We start from the raw sequence: 24333 nt of genomic DNA, 5'->3' as shown, positions 1-24333 counted from the left end.
AGCCGTGTCGCGGCCATGAGATCGTGATCTCCGCGGCACGGTCCTACTCTTCTCGCGAATGTCCGCGATGTGGTCGCGACTGCCGCGTCCGAGCGAACGCCGTCGTGCGCGGAGCGGGCTGCCGGGGCGAGCAACCGGCGCCGACCGGCGGGGTACGACAGGACATGCTCGATCGAACATGTCCATGCCGGCATGCCTCATCGGGCATGTCTCATCGGTCATCCGCGGACGGGTCCCACCACTTCGACAGCTTCGCCCCCGGGCGCGCGGGGTGGGCCGCGTAGTGCGACACGTCGTTATAGAGCATCAGGCGGGCGCGCACGACGTCCTTGAACTCGAGGATGTTGAGGCACGCGGGCGCCTGGTCGAGGCGGTCGCGGTAGCCGCGGGCGTCGATGCCGAGGAGGCTCGACAGGACCAGGCGGATGGTCGCCTTGTGCGAGACGACGGCGACGGTCTGGTCGGGGTGCTGCAGCACGATCCGGCGGATGACGGGCAGCGCGCGGGCCATCACCGCGAGGCCCGGCTCGCCGCCCTCGGGGGCGAAGGTGTACGGGTCCTCTTCCCACGCGGCGTACTCCTCGGGGAAGCGCGCCTCGACCTCCGCGCGCGTGCGGCCCTCCCAGCGGCCGTGGTCGATCTCTCGCAGGCCGGCGTCGGCGATCGGCTCGCGCCGGCAGGCGGTAGCCACCAGCGTGGCCGTCTCGAACGCGCGGCGCAGCGGGCTCGCGTACACGGCCGCCAGCGCCTGATCGGCGAGGCGCTCGCCCAGGCATCGGGCCTGGCGCCGCCCCTCGTCGGACAGCTCGACGTCGGTCGAACCGGCGAAGCGGTCCTCGGCGGACAGCACGGTGGCGCCGTGGCGGATGAGCAAGATCCGGGTGGACATGGGCTCCGAGGGTCGCCGGTTCCGCGCGAAGTGCAAGTCGTCGGCCGCCTCCGACGTCGTGTGCGGGCGCGGAGCGGGACGGTAGCCCGGTCGCTCGGATCGCTGCCGACGCGCCGTCGAAGTCACCCGGCGATCGGCGGTGACCGCTCGGAGCGTCGCTCACAGATCGATGCCGCCGTCGAACTCCTGCAGCTCGGGCTCCTTCGCGGCCTTCGGCTCCGGCGCCCGGGTCGGCGCGCGCGGGCGGCGAGCGGCGGGCGGGGGCGTGGTCGCGGGCTTCTCGCCGCGCTCGATCCGCGGCGCCGGGTCCAGCTCGCCCTTGAGCATCGGCCCCGGGTCCAGCTCGTCCTCGACGGTCGACGGCGGAGTCGGAGGCTCGATCGCGTGGGGCGCGTCGACCCCGCCCTCGGCCGGGCGCATCAGGATCTCGTCCTCGCTCGCCAGCTTCTCCGAGCCCTTCACCGGCCCGCGCGGCGTGCAGGCGCTGAGGACCGCGGCCACGCCGGCCGCTGCCGCCGCCTCGGGCAGCCAGCGCCGGCGCAGGCGCGTCACCGGGACCAGCGCGGGCGGGCGCGGGCGCGCCGGCGAGTCGGCGTACTGCAGCTCTCCATCGGCGTCGCGCCGCAACGAGACGCACACCGAGCGGCCGCGGTTGGCGGCCAGGAACGCCTCGGCCTCGGCGCGGGGCCAGTTGGCGAGGACGTGGACGTCCTTCTGACAGTGGTGACAAAAGAATTGCCGCCCGCTGCGGTCGGCGTCGAGGTCGATGGGGCAAGGCCGGGAGATCTTCAGGGTACGCGTGTCCATCGTCGCTCCCCGAAACGCCGCCCCGGCGCTCGCGACTTACACCGGATCGCGAGCCCGCCCCCGCAAGTGCGGGCGGAGGCCGCCCCGCTCCCGCGCGCCCGCGGCGGACCTCTCATGTGTCTCATCGGACATGTTCATTCGGGCACATCAGTACCCGACGGGCTCGCGCCGCCGGCAGCGCGAGCCCTCCCCTCGCTTCGCCTCGCCGGGGACGAAGCCGGCGAAGAACCTGTCGAGCTCGGCCCGCTCGACGGCCGAGTGCTTCGAGCGCTGCGGCTTCGGGAACCAGACGCGCGAGCCCTGACCCACACCTTCGACGTGCATGCGCTCGCGGCTCGTCGGCGCGATCTCGTGCCATTGGCAGGCGCGTCCGCATCCACGACACTCCCGCCATGCCGGCCCTGCCCCCTGGACCACGCTCGACCTTGCTGACCAGCTTCGCGGTGATGCGCGAGCCCATCGGGGCGATGACGCGGGCTCGCGACAAATACGGCGACCCCTTCACGCTCCCGCTGGCCCACGGGAAATTGGTCCTCACCGCCGATCCGCGGCTCGCCCGCGAGATCTTCGGCATCCAGGACGTCGAGCTGTTCGACACCTTCGGGGCCACGACGCTGATCCCGCTGTTCGGCCAGCACTCGCTGCTGCTGATGGCCGGCGAGCCGCACCGGCGCGAGCGCAAGCTGCTGCTGCCGCCGTTCCACGGCGAGCGCATGCGGGCCTTCGGCGACACGATGGTCTCGGCGACGCGGCGGGCGCTCGCCGGCGTCGCCCCGGGGCAGGAGTTCAACGCGCTCGACCTGGGCCTGCAGATCTCGCTCGAGGTCATCGTCCGCGCGGTCTACGGCGTCGAGGAGCGCGCGCTGGTCGAGCGCCACACGCAGGCGATCGTCGCCATGCTCGACGCGGCGCTGCCGATCTTCATGGCCGCCGAGGCCTTCCAGCGGGCCCCGTTCGGGCTCGGCCCGTGGGCGCGGTTCCTGCGGCGCTCGGACGACGTCGATCGCCTCCTCTACGAGCAGATCGACCGGATCCGCGACCGCGCGAGCGAGCGCGACGACATCCTGTCGATGATGCTGAGCGCGCGCTACGAGGACGGCTCGAGGCTGACCGATCGCGACGTCCGCGACGAGCTGCGCACCCTGCTGATCGCCGGCCACGAGACCACCGCGACGACCTTCGCCGCCGCGCTCGAGGAGCTGCACCGGCCCGAGAACGCCCACGTCCGCGCCCGCCTGCTGGACGAGCTCGCGGCGGCCCCGGCCGCGCCGGAGGAGCTGGCCAAGCTGCCGTTCCTCGGCGCGGTGATCGACGAGACGCTGCGCCTGCACCCGGTCGTCGAGATGGTGCTGCGGCGGCTGCGACGGCCGTGGCGCCTCGGCGACTACGAGCTGCCCGCCGGCACCTCGATCGGCGTCGCCCTGCCGCTGGTCCACCAGCGCGCCGACCTCTACCCCGACCCGACGCGCTTCGACCCGCAGCGGATGCTCGACCGCAAGCCGAGCGCGTCCGAATTCGTGCCGTTCGGCGGCGGCATCCGCCGCTGCCTGGGCGCCGCGCTGTCGCTCTACGAGCTGCGGATCGCGCTGGCGGTGCTGCTGCGGGAGGCCACGCTGGCGCTGCGCGAGCCCCGGCCGGTGCCGATCGTGCGGCGCCGGATCACCCTCGGACCGCAGACCGGCGTGCGCATGCAACGGGTCGCCTGAAGCTCGCCGCGAGTTTGCTATCGTCCCGCCGTCATGTCCGCGGACCTGCCTCGCACCCTCGCCGTCTCCGTCTTGCTCGCCGCCTCGGGCTGTCGCTCCGGCGAGACGACCCCGCCCTCCTCGCCGTCGCAGGACCAGGCCCCGCCGGTGCTGGTCGGTCCGCTCGAGCGCGCCGAGGTCGAGCGCCAGGTGCCGGGCTGGATCAGCGACGCGGAGATCGACGGCGAGGCCGCCGCGAAGCTGGCGAGCGTGCCGCCCGGCGCCGAGGTGACGGTCATCTTCGGCACCTGGTGCGGCGATTCGCGGCGCGAGGTCCCCCGGCTGTGGAAGGCCCTCGACGTCGCCGGCCCCGACCTGCCGTTCACGCTGAAGTACGTCGGCGTCGACCGCCAGAAGACCGCGCCCGGGTTCGACAAGGAGGGGCTCGATCTGCGCTACGTCCCGACGGTGATCGTCGTGCGCGACGGTCGCGAGGTCGGCCGGATCGTCGAGAGCGCGCCGAACGGCATCGAGCGCGAGCTGCTCGCGCTGCTCGACGGCAGCAAGACCGGGCTCGTCACCGGGCGCACCGACCTCGGTCCCTCGTCCTGACGCGACGCTCGGCCGCGAGCGCACCGACGCATGCGACGGCCCGCGCGCGCAGGCGTATCCTCGGCGGCGATGCCTGGGACCGCGAGCGCCGAGCGCGACTTCATGGCCGAGATCGTCGCCGCCCCGCGGGACGACGCGCCGCGGCTGGCCTTCGCCGACTGGCTGACGCAGCGCGGCGACCCGCGCGGTGAATTCATCCGGCTGCAGTGTGCCTCGGCGTCCGCGACCCCGAGCGCCGCGCAGGACCCCTGGCAGCGGGCGGACGCGCTGCTGCGGCGGCACGAGGCCGCGTGGGTCGGCGAGCTCCGCGAGCTCCTCGGCGCCGCCGGTCAAGCCAACTACCGGCCCTACACCTTCCATCGCGGCTTCGTCGAGGAGCTCCACGTCCCCGCCGACGTGTTCGCCGCGGCCGCCGATCGGCTGCTGGCCCTCGCGCCGCTGCTGCGCTCCGTCTGCTTCATGCGCCCCCCGCGAGGCGGCGCGTTCGACGGCGCTCTCGCCCGCGCGGTGGCGAGTCGCCCCGAGCTCGCGGTCCTGCGGCGGCTCCGGCTGTGTCACCTCGAGCTCGGCGACGAGGCATGTACCGGCTTGTTGCGGTCGCCGCATTTGCATGCACCGCTCGAGCTCGACCTCGCCAACAACGCGCTCGGTCCGGCGTCGGTCGCCGCGTTGCTCGCGGCGCCCTTCACCGCCGGGCACGAGGCGATCGATCTGTGGAAGAACGACATCGGCGACGAGGGAGCCGCGCTGATCGCCGCCTCGGCGCCACCGCGGCTGCGCCGGCTTCGCTTGACGTACAACCGGATCGGTCCCCGCGGCGCCATCGCGCTGGCGAGCTCGCCCCGCCTCGGCGCCCTCGAGGCGCTCGACCTGGCGTACGATCCGATCGGCGACGACGGCGTCTGCGCCCTCGTCGGCAGCGAAACGCTCACCGCCCTCCGCGGCCTCCAGCTCTACGCGGTGGGCCTGAGTTTCGCGGGCGTATCGCGGCTCGCGGCCGAGCCGCTGCTCGCGCGGATCGAGGACCTCAACCTCGGCGGCAACGAGCTCGGCGATCGGGGGCTGGCGCTCCTCGCGGCCTCGCCCCACACGCGCGGGCTCGTGCACCTCGACCTCGAGTGCTCGTCGGTCGGCGACGCCGGCATCGAGGCCCTCGCGCAGGCCCGCGACCTCGGCCGCCTCGAATCGCTCGAGCTCCGCTACAACCGGATCGGCGACGCCGGCGCCCGCGCGCTCGCGACCTCGGCCCGCCTGCCCCGCCTGCAAGAGCTCGACCTCGCCTACAACGACATCCTCCACGAGGCCGAGCTCCTCGCCCGCTTCCCCTGCGCGAACATCGTCGGCCAGAGCATGCGCGAGGAGCTGCGCTAGGTCTGCCGAGCTGCCCGCGGGGCAAGCGCGGGCCCTGTTCCGCCTGGACGCCGAGCAGCGCGCCGCGGGTCTCCCTGCATCCAAGGAAATGACCGTGAGGACAGCTCGGTGCGAGCGATCGCTCTCGCGACCGGGCCGAATCACCATGTCTCCGAAGACATGTCCGAACGGACATGCCGCTGCGAAGCCTCGCCCGCGGCCGAGGTGCTCCGTTACCCGGTCGTATCGTCGGTGGTCGCCGTCGAGCCCGCGCCGGTCGTCGGCGCCGTCGTGCCTGTCGCGTCCGTCGTCGTTGCGTCCGTCGTCGACGCGTCCGTCGTCGTCGCGTCCGTCGTCGACGCGTCCGTCGTCGACGCGTCCGTCGTCGTCGCGTCCGTCGTCGTCGCGTCCGTGTCGGTCACCTCCGTGCCCTCCGAATCGGTATCGGGGCTGCCGTATTCGGGCTGCGGAGTGCCGCAGGCGGCGACCGCGAAGGCGGCGGCCAGCGCGGTCAACGGGCCCGAGCGCTCCGATCGGGACCGCGATACCCCGCAGTGGGGGCAGACCGGATCGGCGACGCGCACCAGCTCGTCGCACCGGGCGCAGGGGAACAAGTGAGTCTCGGGGACCAGAGCCATGCGCGATCCTTCGCCCCCTCCGCGGGCCGTGTCAATGAGCGCCATTGCCGGCATGGCTTGGAGGGCATGTCCGATCGGACATATCCCGCTCGAGGCGACCGGCCCATCCGTACCGCGATCGACCGCTCTGGGACAGGGAAGGCTCGCGGACTCCGCGTCCGTAGCCCGGCTGCGACGAGTCGGGCCAATCTCGCCGATCGTGGTCGGTGACCGCAGCGGCGCTCCCGATGCGCGAGAGGCCTGATCCGCGCCCGGTGGCCCAGCGAGCGCGAGACAGACGCGCGGCTCTCCGACAGGCCGCGCGCGCTCCTCGGGCGACCTCGGCGACGCCTCGCGAACACGCCCTCGGTCGCTCCTGCCCGCGGGTCGCGACCTCGGCGACGCCTCCCGAACACGCCCTCGCCCTCGCTCGCCTGCGCATGGGCGGCACCACGCATTCGCCTCTTATGCGGATGAAGCGAGCGTCCTTGGCGTTCGCCGCTCGCTCGACCGGCCTGCCCCGGAGCGGAGGCCCGCGCGACGATGGAGGCCGGCGGACAGCGCCCGGCCTGGCCCGACGGGCCGGCGGGCGGCGTAGAATGGGCGCGTGCTCCTGGCGCTCGCAGGCCTGCTCATCGCGTTCGCGTCGCCTCCGGAGGCGCCGCGGGTCGAGCTGACCTGGCGGGCCGCAGCCGGGTGCCCGGACGCCGGCGCCATCCATCGGCGGCTGCGCGAGCTCGTGCCTGCGCCCGCTCCCGGACCGGTCGTGCGCGTCGAGGCCGACGCGAAGCGCTCCGGCGCCGGCTGGCGCATGCGGCTGGTGTTGCGCGGGCCGCAGCTCGACGACCGCCGCGCGATCGAGGCCCGCGACTGCCACAGCCTCGCGGACGTCACGGCGCTGTTGATCGCCCTCGCCGTCGCCCCGGCGGACGTCGTCGCGCGGATCGCTTCCGGCACCGACGCCGCGCCGCGGGGCCCGCCGGCTCGCCGGCCCCCGCCCCTTCGGCCGGCCTCCCGGGACCCTCGACCGCGCCCGACGCCTCGGCCCGCCCGACCTCCGCGGCCGACGTACCCGGCCTGCCCGTTCCTTCGGTCGACGCGCCCGGATCCCCCGCCGCGTCCGGAGATGCCTCGACGCGCGCCGGCCCGCCTCCCCCCGGCGCGCCTGGCTTCCCCGCCATGCCCGCCGACACCCCGACGCGCGCTGGCGCCCCTCCCACCGGCGCGCCTGGCTTCCCCGCCGCGCCCGCCGACGCCCCGACGCGCGCCGGCGCCCCTCCCACCGGCGCCCCTGGCTTCCCCGCCACGCCCGCCGACACCCCGACGCGCGCCGGCGCCCCTCCCACCGGCGCCCCTGGCTTCCCTACCACGCCCGCCGACACCCCGACGCGCGCCGGCGCCCCTCCCACCGGCGCCCCTGCCACGCCCGCCGACACCCCGACGCGCGCCGGCGCCCCTCCCAAGGGCGCCCCTGGCTTGCCCGCCTCTCTTGCGGACGATCCCGCCCTCGACGCCCCCGCCTCCACCTCGGCAGCGCGCCCCGCCGCTCCGGTGCCGCCCCTTCGGGCGGCAGTCCGACTGGCCGGGGGCGCCGAAATTGGCGGCATCCCTGCCTACAGCCCGGTCGCCGGCCTCGTCCTCGGCCTCTTCCGCGGCGCCTGGCGGGTCGAGCTGGCAGGCACCTACGCCGCGCGGGCGGTCACCTACCCCGAGCCGGCGGCGATCGGCGCGCGCATGCTCGTCGCGGCCGGGGCCGTGCGCGGGTGCGGCGTCCCGCGCTGGCGGCGGCTGGAGTTTCCGGTCTGCGGCGGCCTCGAGCTCGGCTACGTGCGCGCCGTCGCCTGCGGCGTCGCCGATCCGCGGCCCGCCGGCGACCTGTGGATCGCCGCCCAGCTCAGCCCCGGCCTCGCCTGGGCGCCCACGCGCGTCCTCGCCGTCAGCCTCGGCCTCGACATCCTCCTCGCCCTGCGGCGCCCCGGCTTCCACGTCGCCGGCCTCGGCGAACTCGCCCGCGCTCAGCCCGTCGGTCTGCGGCCCATGCTCGGGATCGAAGCCCGATTTCCGTGATGGGGCGACCGGCATGCGGGCACCCAGGAGCACCGTGAGCGGCCCTTCCTTCCCCGAGCTCTACCAGGACCACTTCGAGTACGCCTGGGCCTGCCTGCGCCGCCTCGGCGTCCCGCCGGAGGTTCAGGAGGACGCGCTGCAGGACCTGTGGAGATTGCGCAGACCCTCGGCGTCAATGTCAACACCGTGTATTCGCGGATCCGCCTGGTCCGCGAGCAGTTCGATCGCACCTTCGCCGCCGCCGCTCCGGCCGCGCTGCGGGTCGCCAGGGCTCCCGACCGCCCGCCGCCGGGCGTCCAGGCGCGCGTCTGGGCCGGCCTCTTGCTCGCCCTCGGCAGCGGCGCCGCGGCGGCGGCTCCGGGCGCCGCGCTGGCCCATGGCACCGCCGCCGCCGGGCATCACGCCCTCGCCTAGGCCTTCGGCCTCGCCGTCTCCGGCGCCCTCGTGGTCCTCGCGGCCGCGCCGCGGACCGGACCCGCCTCGCCCGCCGTCGCTGCGGAGCACCCGACCGCCGCGGCCCGACCACGGCTCGCAGGCGGGCCCGCATCCCTGGCGACCACCGTCGAGCCTGCGCCGCCTGTCGACACCCGCGAGTCTGCTCCTGGCGTCACCGTCGAGCCTGCGCCCTCGGTCGTCACCCGCGAGCACGCGCCACCGGTCGTCACCGGCGAGCCTGTCGGCGCCGAGCGTGCTTCGCCCCTCGCCACCGCCGAACCCGCGGCTCTCCTCACCACCGCCGAGCCTGTCTCGCCCGTCGCCACCGTTGAGCCCGCGGCGCCCGTCGCCCGGCCGCGCGACGGAGGGACCGTCGGCGAGCCCGCGTCGAGCCCCGCCGCCGACCCGCTCGCCCGCGAGGCCGAGCTGATCGCCGGGGTGCGGGCCGCGATCGACGCCGGCCGCACCGACGACGCCCTCGCCGGCTTGCGCCGTCACCAGCGCGACTTTCCGGCCGGCGTCCTGCTGCGCGAGCGGCTCGGCCTGCGGGCGCTCGCCCTGTGCCGCTCCGAGCGCGCGTCCGAGGGCCGGAGCGAGGCCGAGGCCTTCTTGCGCGCGCATGCGGACAGCGCGCTCGCGGCCCGCGTGCGGCTCGACTGCCACCTCCCCGCGCCGGCGGAACCTCGCCCGCAAAAAAATTCGTCGGCCCCGTGATGGGCCCCCGAGCACCCGGGCACTCAGGGGCAAACGAGCTTTCACCATGCACTTCCGATCCCTTCTCTTGCCTTGCCTCGCCCTCTCCACCCTCGTTTACGCCTGCACCCCAGACTCGAAGAACATCGGCGACACCCTCGAGACCGACAGCGACTCGACCGCCACCTCGGGGGACGAGACCGGCGACCCGCCCGTCACCGCCAGCACCCCGAGCACCTCGGACGGCACCAGCGGCGCCAGCTCCACCGGCGACGACGACAGCGCCAGCGATCCCTCCGTCAGCGGCACCAGCGGCGCCAGCTCCACCGGCGACGACGACAGCGCCAGCGACCCCTCCGTCAGCGGCACCAGCGGCCCCGACGAGACCACCGGCGCCAGCGAGGGGTTCGAGCGCTTCACCCTGCGCTCGGTCTCCGGCCTGTGCCCGCCCGAGTCGGACTGCGACGGCTTCGTCGAGCTGCTGTCGACGGGGCTCTTGCGGGTCGAGAAGGTCGGCGACCTCGGCAACCCGGTGACCGAGGTCGAGATCGACACGGAGGACTTCGCCCTCGCGCTCGAGGTGTTCACCGACCCCGCGCTGATCGAGGTGCTCGACAGCCCCGATCCGTTGTGCGACCCGCCGACCGACATGTTCGAGGAGATGGAGCTCGAGCTCGACGGCACGCTCCACGAGGCGACCACCACGGTATGCCCGCAGGCGCCGCTGCAGGCCGCGCGCGAGGCGGCGGAAGAGCTTCGCCTGAAGTACGTGCCCTGAGCGCGCCGCGGGTCTCGCCGACGCGCGCATGCAGTCGTCGCCACCGAATGCCTCGCGGGCAGGAGCGACGAGACCATGCCCCACGGCGACGCGAATCGTCGCAGGGCAGAACCCGACGCCCGCGAGACACGGTGCATCCGCGACGTCGCCGCGGGTGCACCGCTGCGACCGCGGCTCGCCTCACACGAATGGTGAGCCGTCCGCGCAATCACGTCTTTTATAACACTGCAGCCGGGCCTCGCCCCGACGACGGCGAGTCGACCGCGCCGGGAAGCCGTCCGAATCACGGCCGCCGCCCTCGTCGTGCGAATGGCGGGTCGTCGGCCACGTCCTCGGGCCGGGGTGAGCACGCCGCTCTCTCATGAGAGCGGGGCGTCGACAACGTCGACGTGCTCGCGGCCAAGCTGCACGGCTGAGTCGCGACGGCCGCGGGTCGCCGGCGATCGCCCTCGCTCGCGCGACATGCCGCGCCGCATGAGCGGGTACAGCCGCTCCCGGTCGCGGACCTTGCGCCCGCACGCGGCGCCTCGCGCGACGAGCGACGGCTGCGGGCGCCTACGCGAGCGGAACCACTTCGATCGCCGCCACCCCGAGCCGCAGCAGCCGCGTCCCGGGCCTGCGCTCGATCAGCGCCGCCGCGTCGGCCACGCCGGCGCGGGCCAGCTGCGCGCGTGCGCCGTGGATCAACACGCCGAGCCGATCTTCCTTCATCCCCAGCATCGCCAGCAGCTCGCCCTGGCGCAGCCAGCCCTGCTCGCCCGCCGGCACTCCGGCGGCAACATCGGCCACGCGCCGGCGCGCCAGCAGCAGCAGCAGCGGGTAGTGTGGCGCGCGCGCCTGCAGGTCGAGGCGGCGCTCGCCGCTGCAGGCGACCAGCTCGACCTCCTCCTCGTCGTCGCTCACCGCGAACCGCAGGCGCAGCTGCGCCACCGTCCGTAGCGACGCACCGTCCTCCCGCGGCCCCGCCGCCCTCGCGGGCAGGCACACCCGCCACAGCCCGTCGGCGTCGATCACCGTGCGGTCCTCGACCTCCCGCGTCGCGCCGTCCTGTTCGAGCCACCAGCGGCCGTCACCGGTCTGGTAGATCGCCGCGCGCGGCTCCGACTCGTGCGGCAGCGCCAGGTAGCCCCCCTCCGCGGCCCGCCGCGTCCCGTCGACCAGGGCCACCGCCAGCGCCCGCGGCGCGCCGGCGTCGATGAGCTGCCACGTCCCCGACTCGTGCCCGAACTGCAGCGTCGCGCCGGCCGCCAGCGTCGCCCGTCCCCCGGGCGTCAGCCGCACCTCGCCGACGTACGAGCCGTTGCGGCTGCCGAGGTCGCGCAGCTCCCAGTGCGTCGCCGACCACTGAAGCACCGCGTGCTCGCCGGACACGTCGCGCGCGGCGAGCACCAGGTCACAGCCGCGCGACCGCCCGATCAGGCAGCGCTCCGGCAGCTCGACGTCCCCCTCGGGCCCGCGCAGAACACCCATCAGCCGCCCCCTCGCCCCTTTCGCACGCGCCCGCGAGACTAACACGCCCGCGCCCCGCCGTCGCCGACGAAGGGCTCGGCACCCGGGCGCGGGGCTCCATCGCGCGCGCAGGACGCACCGGTTGCGTGCTCGATGCGTACCCGCGAGCGCGTGCGGCGGCGCTCGCGTCCTGACCTGCAGGACATATCTTCTTGGACATGTCCATAAAAACACATCAAGCTCGCTCGCGCTGCGTCCGCACGCGATGTCCGGGAGGACATATCTTTTCCGACATGCCCTCCAAGACACACGCATGCCCGCCGTCCATCGTCTGCTAGACACGGCTCACGACCGCTTCGCCCATCCTCCCGGCATACCGCGGCCCCGCGGCGAGCGAGCCGCAGTGCCAGCATTCCCCCCGGCGCCGCCCCTCCTGCATCGGCCAGCCCGCGGCGCCCTCGCGGGCGCGACGCCGCCGCGGCCCACCTCGACGCCCGCCCGCCTGCACGTCCACCGCGTCGCGCCGGCCGCGCCGTCGTCTCCCACGGGTCGCAGCGACGGCGCGTGCGTGAATTGCCGCGAGCGCTTCACTCCGGCTGCTGCTCGAAGCAATACAGCCGCCGCTTGCTCGCGCAGCTCGACGCGTTCGCGGCCCCCGTATCGACCCACTTCGCGTCCGTCGCCGTCGTCCTGCCGACGCGGCCCGTCGTCGTCGGCATCGTCCAGCCGGCGCAGTTCTCCGCCGCCGGGGACAGGTTCGCGTTCATGCCCGTCCACACCGCGAACTGGCCGAGCGTGTGCCCCCATTCGTCCACCACGATCGGCGCGTCGATCGTCCCGTCGAACAGGCCCCCGAGGCTCGCCCCGATCTCCACCCCGTCGACGCGCGCGTAGCCGTACCACGAATCGTCGATGTGCAGCCACACCGGCGACGTGGGGGTGGCGATCCACGCGCGCCAGATCCCGCCGAGGCCGGCCGCCTCGGCGCGCTCCTGGCACTTCGCCGCCGCGCCCTCGACCCCGCCGAGATCGCCGGTGTAGGTCGCGCTCGTCACGAACACCCGCAGCGGCACCGTGCAGTCGGCGTTGCAGAGGTCCCCGTCGAGGGTGTTGCCGTCGTCGCACGCCTCCTCCCCGACCCACAGCAGACCGTCGCCGCACGCCGCGACATGGCACGACTTGGTGCATTCATACCAGTCGGCGTTGCTCGGGCCCCCGTCGCACTCCTCGCCGGCTTGCTCGATGCCGTCGCCGCACATGGGGAAGCGGCAGCTGTCGGTACACCCGTCGTCGTTGTCGTCGTTGGCGTCGTCGCACTCCTCCAGCGGATCGATCTCCCCGTTGCCGCACAGCGGCAGCGTGCAGTCGCTGTCGCAGGCCCCCTCGGGCCCGTTGTTCACGCCCTCGTCGCACGCCTCGACCCCGGCCCACAGGTAGCCGTCGCCGCACCAGGCCATCTGGCACGCCGGGGTGCAGGGGCCGAGCTCCTCGTTGTTGGGCCCGGGGTCGCAGGCCTCGCCGAGCGCCCAGTGCGCCAGCCCGTCGCCGCAGGTCGGGCCCGTACACCAGTCGGTGCATTCGTCGAACCAATCGCCGTCCTTGCCGTCGTCGCACTGCTCCCCGGCGTCGATCACCCCGTTGCCGCAGGTCTCCATCGTGCAATCGGCGACGCAGCCGTCGCCGTCGAGCGTATTGCCGTCGTCGCACGCCTCGCCGCCGCCGACGTACCCGTCGCCGCACACGTCGAGCGTGCAAGCGCCGCTGCAGTCCGAACCCGTACCGTTCGCCGGCCCGAGGTCGCACGCCTCCGCGCCGCTGCCCGCGGTGTGCAGCAGCCCGTCGCCGCAGGTCGCCGGCTCGCAGGACAGCGTGCAGTCGCCGTCGTCGGCGTTGTCGTCGCCGTCGTCGCAGCCCTCGCCGTTGTCGGGCTGGACGAACCCGTCGCCGCACGCCGCCGCCAGGCACGCCGAGGTACACAGGTCGGAGTCGTCGGAGTCGCCGTCGTCGCACGCCTCCGGGGCCTGGACCACCCCGTCGCCGCAGCTCGCCGCCACGCACTCGTTGTTGCACGCGTCGTCGTCGACCTCGTTGGCGTCGTCGCAGCCCTCCATCGGCCCGACCAGGCCGTCGCCGCAGACGTTGAACGTGCAGTCGAGCTTGCACGCGGCGGTGTCGCCGTTGCCCGCGCCGTCGTCGCACTCCTCCTCGGGCCCGACATCGCCGTCGCCGCAGACATTGAGCATACAGTCGGCGAGACAGCGAGCGCCCGGGCCGTTGTCGATGTCGTCATCGCATTCCTCGCCGGGCTGCAGCGCCCCGTCGCCGCACACGCCGGGCGCCGCCGGCACCTCGACGTGGACCGTGATCTCGACGGCGGCGTCGCAGGCCGGGCCCAGCATCACCGTGGCCAGCGCGAGCGAGGAAATGGTGAGAGGAGGAGGAACGATCTTCAATTGCATGTGCTCGTGGCTCCGATCGCCGCAGGCGATCGAACATGGCCGCCTCACCGCGGACGCACGCGGCGCGACGACCGGACCGGACAATCGACAGCGTCGACGATCCAACCGCCGCTCCGCGGAATGATTCCTCCGCCCGCGTCGCCGGTCGCGAGCCCCGTTTCACCGACCGATCGACCCCGTGCTCGTCCGCCAAGCCGGCGTCACCGCGGGCACTTCTCGCCGCGGGCCCATGACATGCAAGCAGCGCGGCGCCGCGGTCGACGACGAAATCGCGCCGACGAATTCTTCCTCGCCGCTGGCTCGCCGACGTCGCCGGCGCCCGCCGATCTCGATCCACCGTCAGAAGCGAACGCCCACGATCGCTCGCACGCGGAACAGCAGCCACGGCCGCGGCACCGACGCGTCGAACGCCGGCTCGACGCCGAGGAGCAGCCGCCGGTGCTTGCCGAGCGCGCCCTGGAGACCGGCGCCGACCTCGGTGACGAACATCTGCGCGAGGTTCGCCTCCGGCGTGCCGACCACCAGGTCGAGGCCCACGCGCAGGAGGCCGTAGCCGAACACGCGCTCGTTGCTGGCGCCGACCCGCAGCTCGGGCCCGAAGCGCACGAAGTTGAACGTCGCGCCGGCCCAGCTGTCCTTGTAGGGGTTGACCCACAAGAGGTGCTCGAAGAACCCGCCGAAGGCGAGCGCCAGGCGCTTGCGCAGCGTCCAGTAGCGCCCCGCGCCGAGCCCCCAGCCCCACGTCTGGAAGCCCGGCGACCGCACGTCGAGGCCGAACAGCGCCGGCGAGACGTGCAGGTACACGCCGGTCGCGCGCAGGCCCTGCGGCTTGACGAGGAACGGGTCGACGAACGTGCCGACCGGCGAGACCCCGTCGCCGGCCAGCGCCGGCGCGCTCTCCAGCGCCGCGCGCAACAACGCCGCAGCGGGCAGCAGGGCGAGCGAGCGGCGTCGTGGCGTCACGCGCCCTTCTTGGCACGGGTCGGCCCCCGACGCCGCGCCGCCCCCCTGCAGCGCCCCGGCTCCTGGCCCACGAGCGCGCCCGTCCGCCGCCTACGCGCCCGTTCGCGCCAGTCCCGCGCCGACCGGCAGCGCGTCGCGGACGTCCGCCCGCAACCGTGACGATTCCTTTTTGAAAGAAAGAGACATGCCCGAACCGGCATGTCTCTCGGAGCATCTGCATCGACGCGGCCGTCCGCCCCGGTCCCGCCGGCGGGCAGACGTCCCGGGCGATCGTCCTCGACATGCTCTTCAAACCATGCCCGAAGAGCCATGTCCCTCAAGACATCGACGCGCCAGCCCGCGGCGGCCGGCCGCCCATCCCGGACGGCCGCCGCGATCACCACATGTCTTTAAAGACATGCCCGAACCGGCATGCCCTCTGCAAAAAGTTCGCGGCTACAGCGAGACCTTCGAGATCCGGTCGCGGTGCAGGTGGCCGAGGTAGAGCGCCCCGTCGCGCTCGTGCACGCTCGTCACCTGGTGGACCGAATCGCCCGACGGGTCGTGCAGGCTCTGCAGCACCTTGCCCTCCTCGTCGATCTCGATCACGAGCCCGTACGGCGCCGGCTTCGGCCACAGCGCGCGCGGCAGGTTGGCGACCATCCGCTTGAGCAGCGGCCGCGGGGCCAGGAAGTCGCCGGCCGCGTTGCGCACGGTGAACATGGCGATCCAAAACGTCCCGCGGCCGCTCTGGGCCACCCCGTCGGGGAAGCCGGGCAGGCCCTCGACGAGCACGTCCGTGGCGCCCGCCTTGGGCCCCTTCAGCCAGTGGCGGGAGATCCGGTAGCGGTACGTCTCGTTGACGGCGACGTACGACTCGTCGCGGCTCAGGGCCACGCCGTTGGCGAAGTACAGGTCCCTGGCCAGCACCGTCGACGTCTTGGTCTGCGGATCGTACTTGATCAGGCGCCCGTGCGGTCGGCCTTCGAGCAGGTCGAGCATGTGGTCGCCGAACCCGAACTTGTCGCTCGCGTCCGTAAAGTAGATCGTCCCGTCGGCCGCGACCGCGACGTCGTCGGTGAAGCCGAGCCGCACCCCGTCGACCGTGTCGACCAGCGTCGACACCTCGCCCGCGGGGCTCACCGACAGCAGGCCCTTCTTGGCGTCGGCGACGATCAGCGCCCCCGACGGCGCGAAGTCGAGGCCCAGCGGCCGGCCGCCGGTGTTGGCGAACACCTCGAGCGCCTCGCCGTCGACGCGCAGCACCTCGCCGGCGTTCGTCCCCCCGTACACCCGGCCCTGCGCGTCGGTCTCCACGTCCTCGGGCCCGTCGATCTTGCCCGCGGCCAGCAGCGTCGCCCCCACCATCCGCTCGTTCGGCGCCAGCGGCCCCGTCATCTCCGGCACCGGCGGCGGCTCCCACGCCACCGGGTCGATCGGCGCCGGCGTCACCACCAGGTACGCCGCGAACAGCCCGAGCCCCAGGACCAACAGCAACACCAGGCGCAGCAGCAGCTTCATGGAGATCGCCATCGTAGGCCATCTTCGCCGGCCCCGCGACGCGCGTCGACGCACGTCGCGGGCCGGTGCGACACCCCGCGCCGCCACTCCTGCCCCGCCCGTCTCATCGCGTAGGCTGAGGCCGGGCTCCCGCGGCCCCCTCGGGGGGCTGCGGCGTCCGGTGACGCATGGCCGCCTCTCCCCTGCTGCTCGCCCTCCTCGGCGGCCTCCTCATCGGCGCCGCCGCGCTCCCGTGGCCCGTCGCTGCCGGAAGGATCGCCGGCGCCCGCGGCATCTGCAGCGCGCTTCGCCGCCGCGCGGGCGCTCGCGCGAGGCGGCTCGAATTCGTCCTCACCGGAGCTGTCCTTCGAATCCTGTCCCCCGAGACATGGCCCAAGAGACTCCCGCAATCCGCCCCCGCGGTCGCCCCCGCCGGCCTGCTCCTCGGCCGCGGCGTCGTCGCCTGGTACGTCGCCGGCAGGTCCCTGTCCCCTCGCATCGAGGCACCCTCGCCATGAAGATCGAGCACTTCTACGACGCGCGCACCAACACCCTGTCGTACCTCGTCTACGACGAGCGCACGCGCGACGCCCTCGTCATCGACCCCGTCCTCGACTACGAGCCCGTCGGCTCGAAGGTGTGGGAGGAGTCGGTCGGCGCGATCGCGGCCCGGATCGGCGCCCTCGATCTGCGCCTCGGCCTCCTGCTCGAGACGCACGCCCACGCCGACCACCTGTCGGGCTCGCAGGTGCTCAAGCGGCGGTTCCCCGGCGTCCCCCTGGCCATCGGCGCGGCCATCACCGAGGTCCAGGCCGTCTTCCGCGACATCTACGACCTCGGCCCCGAGTTCCGGGTCGACGGCAGCCAGTTCGACCGCCTGCTGCACGACGGCGAGCGCTTCGCCGTCGGCGCCCTGCACGTCGAGGCCATCGCCACCCCCGGCCACACCCCTGCCTGCATGAGCTACCGGATCGGCGACGCCGTGTTCGTCGGCGACGCCATGTTCATGCCCGACTACGGCGCCGGCCGCTGCGACTTCCCGGCCGGCAGCGCGCGCGCCCTGTGGCGCTCGATTACCCGGCGCCTCTACACCCTCCCCGACGACACGCGGATGTTCGTCTGCCACGACTACCAGCCCGGCGGCCGCCCGCTCGCCTGGCAGACCACCATCGGCGAGCAGAAGGCCGACAACGTCCAGCTGCCCGCCGGCCGCGAGGAGGACGACTTCGTCGCCTTCCGCACCGCCCGCGACGCCACCCTCGACGCCCCCAAGCTGCTCTACCCGAGCGTCCAGGTCAACATCGACGGCGGCCGCCTGCCCCGCCCCGCCCCCAACGGCCGCAGCTACCTCAAGATCCCGCTGGACATCCGCGAGTCCTGATGGTTGAACGGACATGTCGTTTCGAGCATGTCTCGTAAAACATGCTCGTTCGAACATGCCCCGAAGATCCGCTCCGGCGGACGCCGCGCTCGGGCCGTGATCCCCTGACCGGAGCGCGGCGACGCCGACACCCGCCGAGCCGCGCTGCCCGCTCGCGCGCGCTCGGGAAGCGTCAGCAACATGATCGATCCGACCTGTCCTCACCGGCACGTCGATTCAGCCGCCCGTCGGCGCGTCCGGCCCGGCGAACTGCTCGCCCCACTGCAGCCGCGGCTCGGTCGCGGCCTCGGCCGTCGCCTCGCGCAGCTCGGCCAGGCGGGCCAGCGCCCCCGGGCGCGAGGGGCCGAGGAAGCGCAGGAGCGCGCGCGTGATCAGCCCCGTGCGGTGTAGCCCCGCCGAGCAGTGAATATAGATCCTCGCCCCGCCGGCGAGCAGCGCCTGCAGCTCCGCGAACAGGGCCCGGATCTCCGGGCTGCGCCCTGCCGGCGGCGGCTCGGCGGTGGCCAGCGGCAGGCGCAGCGGCGTCCCGATCGCCGCGCTCGCGCCCTCGTGCTCGGCCAGGAGGCTCAGCACGTGCGTGCACCCCGACTCTGCCAGCGCCGCTCGCAGGTCGCGTCCGGGCTTGTGGCCGATGGCGAGGTGCCCGCCCGCGAGCGCGCGCCAGGTCAGGCGATAGCTACCCATGTGTCGTGCCAGCGTAGCAAGCCTCGCCGCGCCCTGCTCTGCCTCTGCCGGCGCGCTCCTGCGCGCCATCGCCCCGCGGCCTGGCCTACCATGCCGGCATGAAGCGCCGCGCCTCCTCGCTCGCCCTGCTCGTCGTGCTCGCCGCCGGCTGTTCGGTCGGCTCCTTGCTGGACCAGATGGACGCCGAAAACCAGAAGGCGATCGACACCGTGTGCGACTGCACCAACGTGTTCCCCGACCGGGCCGCCTGCGAGGCGCAGTTCAACTCCTTCTTCAGCGCGCTCGACCGCGACTGCCTCGAAGACGCGCTGAAGGTCGACAAGAAGGCCTCCAAGAAGAGCCTCGAGTGCCTCGTCGACCGCCAGAAGGACTACAACGACTGCCTCGAGGACATGCTCGACTGCAACGACCCGAACTCGTTGCAGGGATGCCAGCCGCTGCTCTCCTTCGACGATTGCCCCCAGCTGCCCGAGAATGTGCAGACCCGGGTCAACGCCTGCGGCGGCGGCGGCGACGACTGAGCGACCGCGACCGCCGTCAGCCACGGTCGTCGGACAGGCGCACCCGCGCGCCCCAGCGCGCCTGCAGGGCCGTCTGCAGCGCCGGCGCCAGCGAGTTGCCGACCAGCCACAGCTCGCGCAGGTTCGGCCAGTCCGCCGTCAGCAGCGCGCCCCAGCCGGCCGCGCTCGGCTTCCCGTCGCAGAACGACAGCTCGATCGACTCGAGCCGCGACAGCTTCCCCGTCGCCAGCGCGGCGAGCCCGCGTCGCCGAACAGGCCGCAGCGGAGCGCGAGCTCGGTCAGCCCCGCGAGCCCCGGCGCGTTCGCCAGCGCCGCCAGCCCGCGGTCGCCGATCGCGTTGAGCCCCAAAATCGAGGTGTAACAGCCGCCGCGTGTGCGGCGAGACCGCCAGCGCCGCGGCCTCGTCCTCGCCGAGCAGCTCGTCCGCCCCGTCGTAAGCGTAGCGGCCGCGGACCCCGAGCATCGTCACCCACTCGAGCAGCGGGCACGCCGTGAGCCGCTGCCAGTCGCCCGGCGCGAGCTGGGCCGACCACACGGAGATGTCGATGAAGCGGATCCCCGGCGAGCCCGCCAGCAGCTCGGCGTGGGCCAGGAACTTGCTCACCGTCGTGTCGACGCCGAGCAGCCCGCGCCACCAGGTGAAGCCGTCGATCGCCGGCCGCAGCGGCGCCAGCTACTCCTGCTCGTGCGCCGCTCGCAGCGTCGCCTCGCGCGCGACCAGCTCGGCCTGGGCGTCGCCCCCGCGCGCGCCGACCGCCAGCGCGCACTGGACCCGGATGAACTCGCCCAGCGGATCGCCCTGGCCCTCGAGCCATGTCGCATAGGCCAGCAGCTCGTCCTCGTCGCCGGGCGCGTCCCGGATCGCGCAAAGGTGCTCCCGCGCCTGCATCGCCGACCCGGTCATCGGGCCCTGCGAGCGCGCGCACGACTCCGACATGTTGGTTCGGAGGTGGTGGAGTCGCGGCGCATGGCGGATCGCAGGACATGTCCCGGAGGACAGCTCGTCGCCTCACCGGCGGGCCGGCCTCACACGCCCGCGAACAGGCGCGCGCCGAAGCTGTCGGACAGCCGGGCGTCGTTGAAGATCTTCCGCGCCGCCGCGCCGACATCGTACTCGACGCGCTTGAACTCGAACTTGCCGCGGCCGGAGTCGTAAATCGTGTAGCTGGCGCGCGGGTCGTGGTCGCGGGGCTGGCCGACCGAGCCGACCGAGACGATGTAGCGGAACTCGGGGTGGATCTCGAATTCCTTCGTCACCACCTCGTACACGCGCTCGCGGCCGATCGCGAACGCCTTGCACAGGTGCGAGTGGCCGATGAACGTGATCTGGCCGAGGCTGTCCCAGATCGGGATGCAGGTCGCCGCCTGCTCGACGCTGAAGATGTACTCGAACTCCTCGAGGTCGACCGGCGAGCCGTGGCAGAAGTGGGTCGCCCCGTCGCGCTCGAAGTAGTTGAGCTTGCGCAGCCAGTTCATGTTCTCGGACGTCAGCTGGCGGGAGTGCCAGTCGAGCGCCTCGCGGGCCGCGTCGTAGTAGTAGCTGTAGTCCATGCGGCCGGCGACGGCCGCGTCGTGGTTGCCGAGGATCGTGTATCGGGTGACGCGCTTGACGATGTCGCAGCAGTCGTTGGGCTGGGCGCCGTAGCCGACGGTGTCGCCGAGGCACACGAGCGCGTCGATCTTCTCGCGTTCGAACGCGCGGAGGACCGCCTCGAGGGCGTCCAGGTTGGCGTGCACATCACTGAAGATCCCGTAGCGCATCAGTCCCCGACTTCCACTTCGACTTCGTCGATCTCGTCGTCCTCGGCGGCGTCGAGCTCGGGCGCGATCGCGTCCGACGCCAGGCGAGAGAAACGGCGTGCCGCTTCGGCTTCGTCGCCATCGACCTCGTCCCGCACGGCGCCCAGTGTAGCAAGCGCGCGCCTGGCCGCGGAGGATACCGAGAGGTCGCCGACCTCCAGCAAATTCTCGACCGCCACCCGGGCCGAGCCGCCCGGCCCCGCGCCCTCGGCCCTGATGAGCTCCGCGAGCGCGCGGGCGACCCGCGCCCCCACCAGCTCCTTGCGGCCGGTCGGGGCGCTCCGGAGCAAGTTGCACAGCGGCCCGACCACCCGCGGCCCGAGGTTGCCGAGCGCGCGGGCCGCGTCGACCCACGCGGCGGTTGGTTCGTCGCCGAGCATCGTCACCAGCGGGCCCTCCGCTTTGCGTTCGCCGAGGTGGCCGAGCAGGATGGCCGCGGCCTGGCGCACATGTCGCTGGGGGGCGCGGAGGCAAGCGAGCAGCTCCGGTCCGACCCGCGCTCCGAGCTCTGCCAGCGCCGGCAGCAGACTGGCGACGTCCGCTTCGGATAGTTCGGGCAGGTTGCCGACCACGGCCCGGATGTCGCCGTCGCCGGGCGCGCCGCGGAGGCGGCCCGTCAGCTCGCGCAGACGCGCCTGGGACCGCGCCTCCTGCACCGGCGAGGTCACCTCCGCGGCCGCCTTGACCTGCGGCTGGCTGGCGCGGCGGCCGGTCGTGACCTTGCCGAGCCCGAGCGCCTTCGACAGCTCCGGCGGCGGGGTCAGGTTCTTGTGCTGGCAGAGGTCGAGGATCCCGCGCCAGGCGGCCTCGGCCTGTTCGGCGCTGAGGTCCTCGCCGCGGGCGATCGACGCGGTGCGCGCCGCGATGAGCTTCTGCACGAAGGGACCCACCTCGCGCGCCTGGTCGGAGCCGAGCCAGCGGCGCCAGAAGCGGGCCGGGGCCGGCAGCCCGAATTCGATCGCCGCCGCCAGCACCGCCGAGCGGATCTTCTCGTACGTGTCGACGCTGAGCCCGTCGACCTCGAGCAGGCGCGCCAGGTTCTCCTTGCGCGATCCCTGGTCGAGGCGCTCGAGCGCCACCCAGGCCGCCCCCGCGGAGTCGCGGCAGGTCTCCGCCAGCGACTCGCCGATCGGCGTGCGCGCCGGCTCGAGCCGCTGGGCCGCGTTGCGCCCCGACAGCAGCTCGCGGGCCGTGCGGTAGGCGTCGGGCGGGAACTCGCCGGTGCCGAGCTGGGCCTGCGCGCTCTCGAGGCACGCCGCCGCGTTGCGCTGCAGCTCCGGCGCCGCCAGCTCGCGCTGGTACCCGGGCAGCGCCAGGCGGATCTTGAACTCGCGGGTCAGCTGCTTGAAGAGGTCGAGCGTGATCGGCTCGCCGACGTCGACCACCGCGTCGATCACCAGCGCCTCGCCCCCGGCGTCGGCGACCACGCGCACCCCGACCAGCGGGTAGCCGAGCCCCCGCAGGTGGATCGGCCGGACCTTGAGCGGCGCCGTCGCCCACACGCGGGCGGTCGCCTCGTTGACGTTGGCCGTCACCTGCACCACCGCGCCCTCGCGGCCGAGGCTGGCCAGCGCCGCGCGCTGGACCTCGCTGCCGAGGCGCACCGGCGGCGCCGGCGCGCGGCCCGGTCGATGGCTGCGCGGCGGCTCCTCCTGCGGCCGCGGCCAGCCGGGCCCGCTGTCGCCCGGCCCGTCGAAGATCTGGCGCTTGGGCCAGGTCCCGGTCACCGCCGCGTCGCTGACCTGGCGGCTGTCCGCGCCCTCGAGCTGGCGCCGGGCCGCCGCGTCGGCCGCCTCGACCTGGCGCCGCGACCACGTCCCGCTGCTGTCGGCCGCGCTCGCCTCGGCCGTCGGGCCCGGCAGCACCGCCGCGGGCCGCGGGGTCTCCGGCGCGGTCGGCGTCAACGCCCGGGCCACCGCCGCCCGCAGGGCCGAGCGCTCGGGATCGGCGTCGTTCGCCTCGACCGCCGGCGCCCGCCGGCTCGCGTCGTCGCGACGGCCTGTCCCGAGGGACATGGCCCCTGAATCCTGTCGATTCGGACCTGTCCCTTCGAGCACCGCCCCCGGCCGCCGCGGCCCGTCCGCCCCTTCGAGCGCCGCCCCGGCCGCCGCAGCCCGTCCGTCCCCTCGAGCACCGCCCCGGGCCGCCGCGACGACGCTCCATCCGGGCCGCCCTCGAGCGCCGCCCCCGGCCGCCGCGGTCCGTCCGTCCCTTCGAGCGCCGCCCCCGGCCGCCGCGGTCCGTCCGTCCCTTCGAGCGCCGCCCCCGGCCGCCGCGGTCCGTCCGTCCCTTCGAGCGCCGCCCCGGCCGCCGCGGTCCGTCCGTCCCTTCGAGCGCCGCCCCCGGCCGCCGCGGTCCGTCCGCCCCTTCGAGCGCCGCCCCCGGCCGCCGCGCCGACGCGGCGTCGGTGCCTTCGAGCACCGCCGACGGCCGCCGCCCGGACTCGTCTGATCCTCCGGCGCCCTCGTTCACGGCCCCGGGCCGCCGCGCCCCGTCGCCCGGCGCGTCCGCCCGCCGACCTGCCCCTGCGGACATGCCCGAAGCGTCCTGTCCGTTCGCACCTGTCCCTTCGAGCACTGCGCCCGGCCGCCGCGCGTCACCGGCCCCGTCCGCCCGCCGACCTGCTCCGGCGGACATGCCCGAAGCGTCCTGTCCGTTCGCACCTGCCCCTTCGAGCACCGCGCCCGGCCGCCGCCCGGCCGGCTCGTCGCGCCGGCCCGCCGCCTGGGCGCTGGCCTCGAACGAGCGCCGCGCCGCCGACACCAGGCTGCCCGGCTCCTCGAGCCCGACGTCCTCGGCCGAGCGCCCGCGCCGGCGGCCCGGGAACGTGTCCTGCAGCGCCGACTCGCCGGCTCCCGCGCCGCGCCCCGAGCGGGCCGGGCTCTTCGCCTCGGCCTCGTTCGGCCCCGAACCCTCGCGCCCCCGGCCCACGGCCGCCTCGACCGGACCCGACCCCTCGCGCCCCCGCTTCGCCGCGCCGTCGCTCGGCGCCGAGCCCTCGCGCCCGCGCGCCAGGGCCGCCGCCCCCGGCCCCGAGCCCTCGCGGCGCCGCGTCTGGGCCGCCTCGCTCGGCCCCGACCCCTCGCGCCGGCGACCGTCGGCCCCGCCCGCGCTCCTGGCCGCCGGAACATGCCCCTTCGACCCTGCCTCTTCGGCCCTGGCCGGGGGGACATGCCCCTTCGAACCTGCCTCTTCGGCCCTGGCCGTCGCGCCAGGCCCCGGCTCGTCGTGGCCGCGGCCCGGCTCGCTGGCTCGCACGCCGGAGTCCTGGGCCCGCGACCCGAGCGCCGGGCCCGGCCACGGCGACAGCTCGACCGCCGCCTCGCCGTCCTCCTCGGCCCACGGGGGCGGCACCGGCACGAACGCCACCGCCGGCTGCAGCAGCCACGGCGCCGCCAGCTCCGGCCGGGCCTGCAGGGTGGCGAGGTGGGCCTGCAGGGCCGCGATCAGATCTCCGCGCCGGTCGGCGCTCAGCACCAGCGTCGCGGCGCCGCGGTCCGGATCGACCTCGAGCCACGCCCCGCCGCCGGTCACCGGGCGCCGGCAGCGCGAACACGCGCCCACGAGGGGTCCGCCGCCCCGCAGCGTCGCCACCAGCTCGGGCCGCGCCTGACGATCGAGCCAGCGCCACCTTCGGGCCGCCACCAGCGAGCCGCACGGGCAC

General features: G+C 74.5%; 23 protein-coding genes. 11 read left to right on the top strand and 12 right to left on the bottom strand.

Annotated elements, in window-relative coordinates:
- Positions 1–211 precede the first annotated feature (211 nt).
- From NAEX_RS39935 to NAEX_RS51490, 3 genes are all read right to left on the bottom strand, one after another.
- Entirely contained in the window at positions 212–889 is a 678-nt protein-coding gene (locus NAEX_RS39935; protein ID WP_096332704.1) for a histidine phosphatase family protein, read from the bottom strand.
- Positions 890–1048: 159 nt separating this feature from the next.
- A complete protein-coding gene (locus NAEX_RS39930; protein WP_096332703.1) occupies positions 1049–1696 on the bottom strand; it encodes a hypothetical protein in 648 nt (215 codons plus the stop codon).
- Positions 1697–1843: 147 nt separating this feature from the next.
- Positions 1844–2020, bottom strand: a complete 177-nt coding sequence (locus NAEX_RS51490; RefSeq protein ID WP_170136406.1) for a hypothetical protein — start codon at positions 2018–2020, stop codon at positions 1844–1846.
- Between the two features lie 68 nt (positions 2021–2088).
- Between NAEX_RS51490 and NAEX_RS39925 the strand changes: the two genes are divergently transcribed.
- From NAEX_RS39925 to NAEX_RS39890, 8 genes are all read left to right on the top strand, one after another.
- Positions 2089–3402 carry a cytochrome P450 gene (locus NAEX_RS39925; protein ID WP_096332702.1) on the top strand — a complete coding sequence of 438 codons (1314 nt, stop codon included), beginning with the start codon at positions 2089–2091 and terminating at the stop codon, positions 3400–3402.
- Between the two features lie 33 nt (positions 3403–3435).
- The gene (locus NAEX_RS39920; RefSeq protein WP_096332701.1) at positions 3436–3993 is read left to right on the top strand and encodes a TlpA family protein disulfide reductase; all 558 of its coding nucleotides are present in this window, start codon (positions 3436–3438) and stop codon (positions 3991–3993) included.
- A 69-nt stretch (positions 3994–4062) separates the two neighbouring features.
- Positions 4063–5364, top strand: a complete 1302-nt coding sequence (locus NAEX_RS39915; protein ID WP_170136405.1) for a TIGR02996 domain-containing protein — start codon at positions 4063–4065, stop codon at positions 5362–5364.
- A gap of 159 nt (positions 5365–5523) precedes the next feature.
- On the top strand, positions 5524–5961 hold the full coding sequence (locus NAEX_RS39910; RefSeq protein WP_096332699.1) for a hypothetical protein: 438 nt from the start codon (positions 5524–5526) through the stop codon (positions 5959–5961).
- 1550 nt (positions 5962–7511) lie between these two features.
- Positions 7512–8027 carry a hypothetical protein gene (locus tag NAEX_RS39905; RefSeq protein WP_096332698.1) on the top strand — a complete coding sequence of 172 codons (516 nt, stop codon included), beginning with the start codon at positions 7512–7514 and terminating at the stop codon, positions 8025–8027.
- Positions 8028–8174: 147 nt separating this feature from the next.
- Positions 8175–8441 (top strand): hypothetical protein, encoded by a 267-nt coding sequence (locus NAEX_RS39900; RefSeq protein WP_096332697.1) that lies wholly within the window; start codon positions 8175–8177, stop codon positions 8439–8441.
- Positions 8442–8471: 30 nt separating this feature from the next.
- Positions 8472–9176 carry a hypothetical protein gene (locus tag NAEX_RS39895; protein ID WP_096332696.1) on the top strand — a complete coding sequence of 235 codons (705 nt, stop codon included), beginning with the start codon at positions 8472–8474 and terminating at the stop codon, positions 9174–9176.
- 46 nt (positions 9177–9222) lie between these two features.
- A complete protein-coding gene (locus tag NAEX_RS39890) occupies positions 9223–9933 on the top strand; it encodes a hypothetical protein (RefSeq protein WP_143140644.1) in 711 nt (236 codons plus the stop codon).
- Between the two features lie 555 nt (positions 9934–10488).
- Here the strand turns inward: NAEX_RS39890 and NAEX_RS39885 are convergent.
- The 4 genes from NAEX_RS39885 to NAEX_RS39870 form a co-directional block, all read right to left on the bottom strand.
- Positions 10489–11403 (bottom strand): FHA domain-containing protein, encoded by a 915-nt coding sequence (locus NAEX_RS39885; RefSeq protein ID WP_170136404.1) that lies wholly within the window; start codon positions 11401–11403, stop codon positions 10489–10491.
- Positions 11404–11969: 566 nt separating this feature from the next.
- Positions 11970–13841 (bottom strand): DUF4215 domain-containing protein, encoded by a 1872-nt coding sequence (locus NAEX_RS39880; RefSeq protein ID WP_096332693.1) that lies wholly within the window; start codon positions 13839–13841, stop codon positions 11970–11972.
- A 339-nt stretch (positions 13842–14180) separates the two neighbouring features.
- Positions 14181–14804: a hypothetical protein gene (locus NAEX_RS39875; RefSeq protein WP_143140645.1), complete on the bottom strand. Its 624-nt coding sequence runs from the start codon at positions 14802–14804 to the stop codon at positions 14181–14183.
- A 435-nt stretch (positions 14805–15239) separates the two neighbouring features.
- Positions 15240–16304, bottom strand: a complete 1065-nt coding sequence (locus tag NAEX_RS39870) for an SMP-30/gluconolactonase/LRE family protein (protein WP_096333885.1) — start codon at positions 16302–16304, stop codon at positions 15240–15242.
- A 167-nt stretch (positions 16305–16471) separates the two neighbouring features.
- Here NAEX_RS39870 and NAEX_RS39865 point away from each other — a divergent pair, with 167 nt between their 5' ends.
- On the top strand, positions 16472–16801 hold the full coding sequence (locus tag NAEX_RS39865; protein ID WP_096332691.1) for a hypothetical protein: 330 nt from the start codon (positions 16472–16474) through the stop codon (positions 16799–16801).
- A complete protein-coding gene (locus NAEX_RS39860; protein ID WP_096332690.1) occupies positions 16798–17664 on the top strand; it encodes an MBL fold metallo-hydrolase in 867 nt (288 codons plus the stop codon). The genes NAEX_RS39865 and NAEX_RS39860 overlap by 4 nt, the downstream gene beginning before the upstream one ends.
- A 216-nt stretch (positions 17665–17880) precedes the next feature.
- Here NAEX_RS39860 and NAEX_RS39855 read toward each other — a convergent pair whose 3' ends face one another.
- Complete coding sequence (locus NAEX_RS39855; RefSeq protein WP_096332689.1) at positions 17881–18348, bottom strand: protein-tyrosine phosphatase family protein; 468 nt, start codon at positions 18346–18348, stop codon at positions 17881–17883.
- 98 nt (positions 18349–18446) lie between these two features.
- On the opposite strand from NAEX_RS39855, the gene NAEX_RS39850 reads away from it, so the two are divergent.
- Complete coding sequence (locus NAEX_RS39850) at positions 18447–18869, top strand: hypothetical protein (protein WP_096332688.1); 423 nt, start codon at positions 18447–18449, stop codon at positions 18867–18869.
- Between the two features lie 16 nt (positions 18870–18885).
- Here NAEX_RS39850 and NAEX_RS39845 read toward each other — a convergent pair whose 3' ends face one another.
- The 4 genes from NAEX_RS39845 to NAEX_RS39830 all read right to left on the bottom strand — a co-directional run bounded on the left by NAEX_RS39845 (position 18886) and on the right by NAEX_RS39830 (position 22684).
- Positions 18886–19473, bottom strand: a complete 588-nt coding sequence (locus NAEX_RS39845) for a hypothetical protein (RefSeq protein ID WP_096332687.1) — start codon at positions 19471–19473, stop codon at positions 18886–18888.
- Between the two features lie 69 nt (positions 19474–19542).
- On the bottom strand, positions 19543–19806 hold the full coding sequence (locus NAEX_RS39840; RefSeq protein ID WP_211302555.1) for a TIGR02996 domain-containing protein: 264 nt from the start codon (positions 19804–19806) through the stop codon (positions 19543–19545).
- Between the two features lie 89 nt (positions 19807–19895).
- A complete protein-coding gene (locus NAEX_RS39835; RefSeq protein ID WP_096332686.1) occupies positions 19896–20630 on the bottom strand; it encodes a metallophosphoesterase family protein in 735 nt (244 codons plus the stop codon).
- Positions 20630–22684, bottom strand: coding sequence for a HEAT repeat domain-containing protein (locus tag NAEX_RS39830; RefSeq protein ID WP_096332685.1), 2055 nt, complete (start codon positions 22682–22684; stop codon positions 20630–20632). The genes NAEX_RS39835 and NAEX_RS39830 overlap by 1 nt, the downstream gene beginning before the upstream one ends.
- Between the last annotated feature and the right edge of the window lie 1649 nt (positions 22685–24333).

It is taken from the genome of Nannocystis exedens (assembly GCF_002343915.1).
In the GTDB taxonomy this organism is placed as follows: Bacteria; Myxococcota_A; Polyangia; order Nannocystales; family Nannocystaceae; genus Nannocystis; species Nannocystis exedens.
The sequence above is the reverse complement of the archived record's forward strand: the minus strand, read 5'-3'. Positions and strand labels throughout refer to the sequence as shown.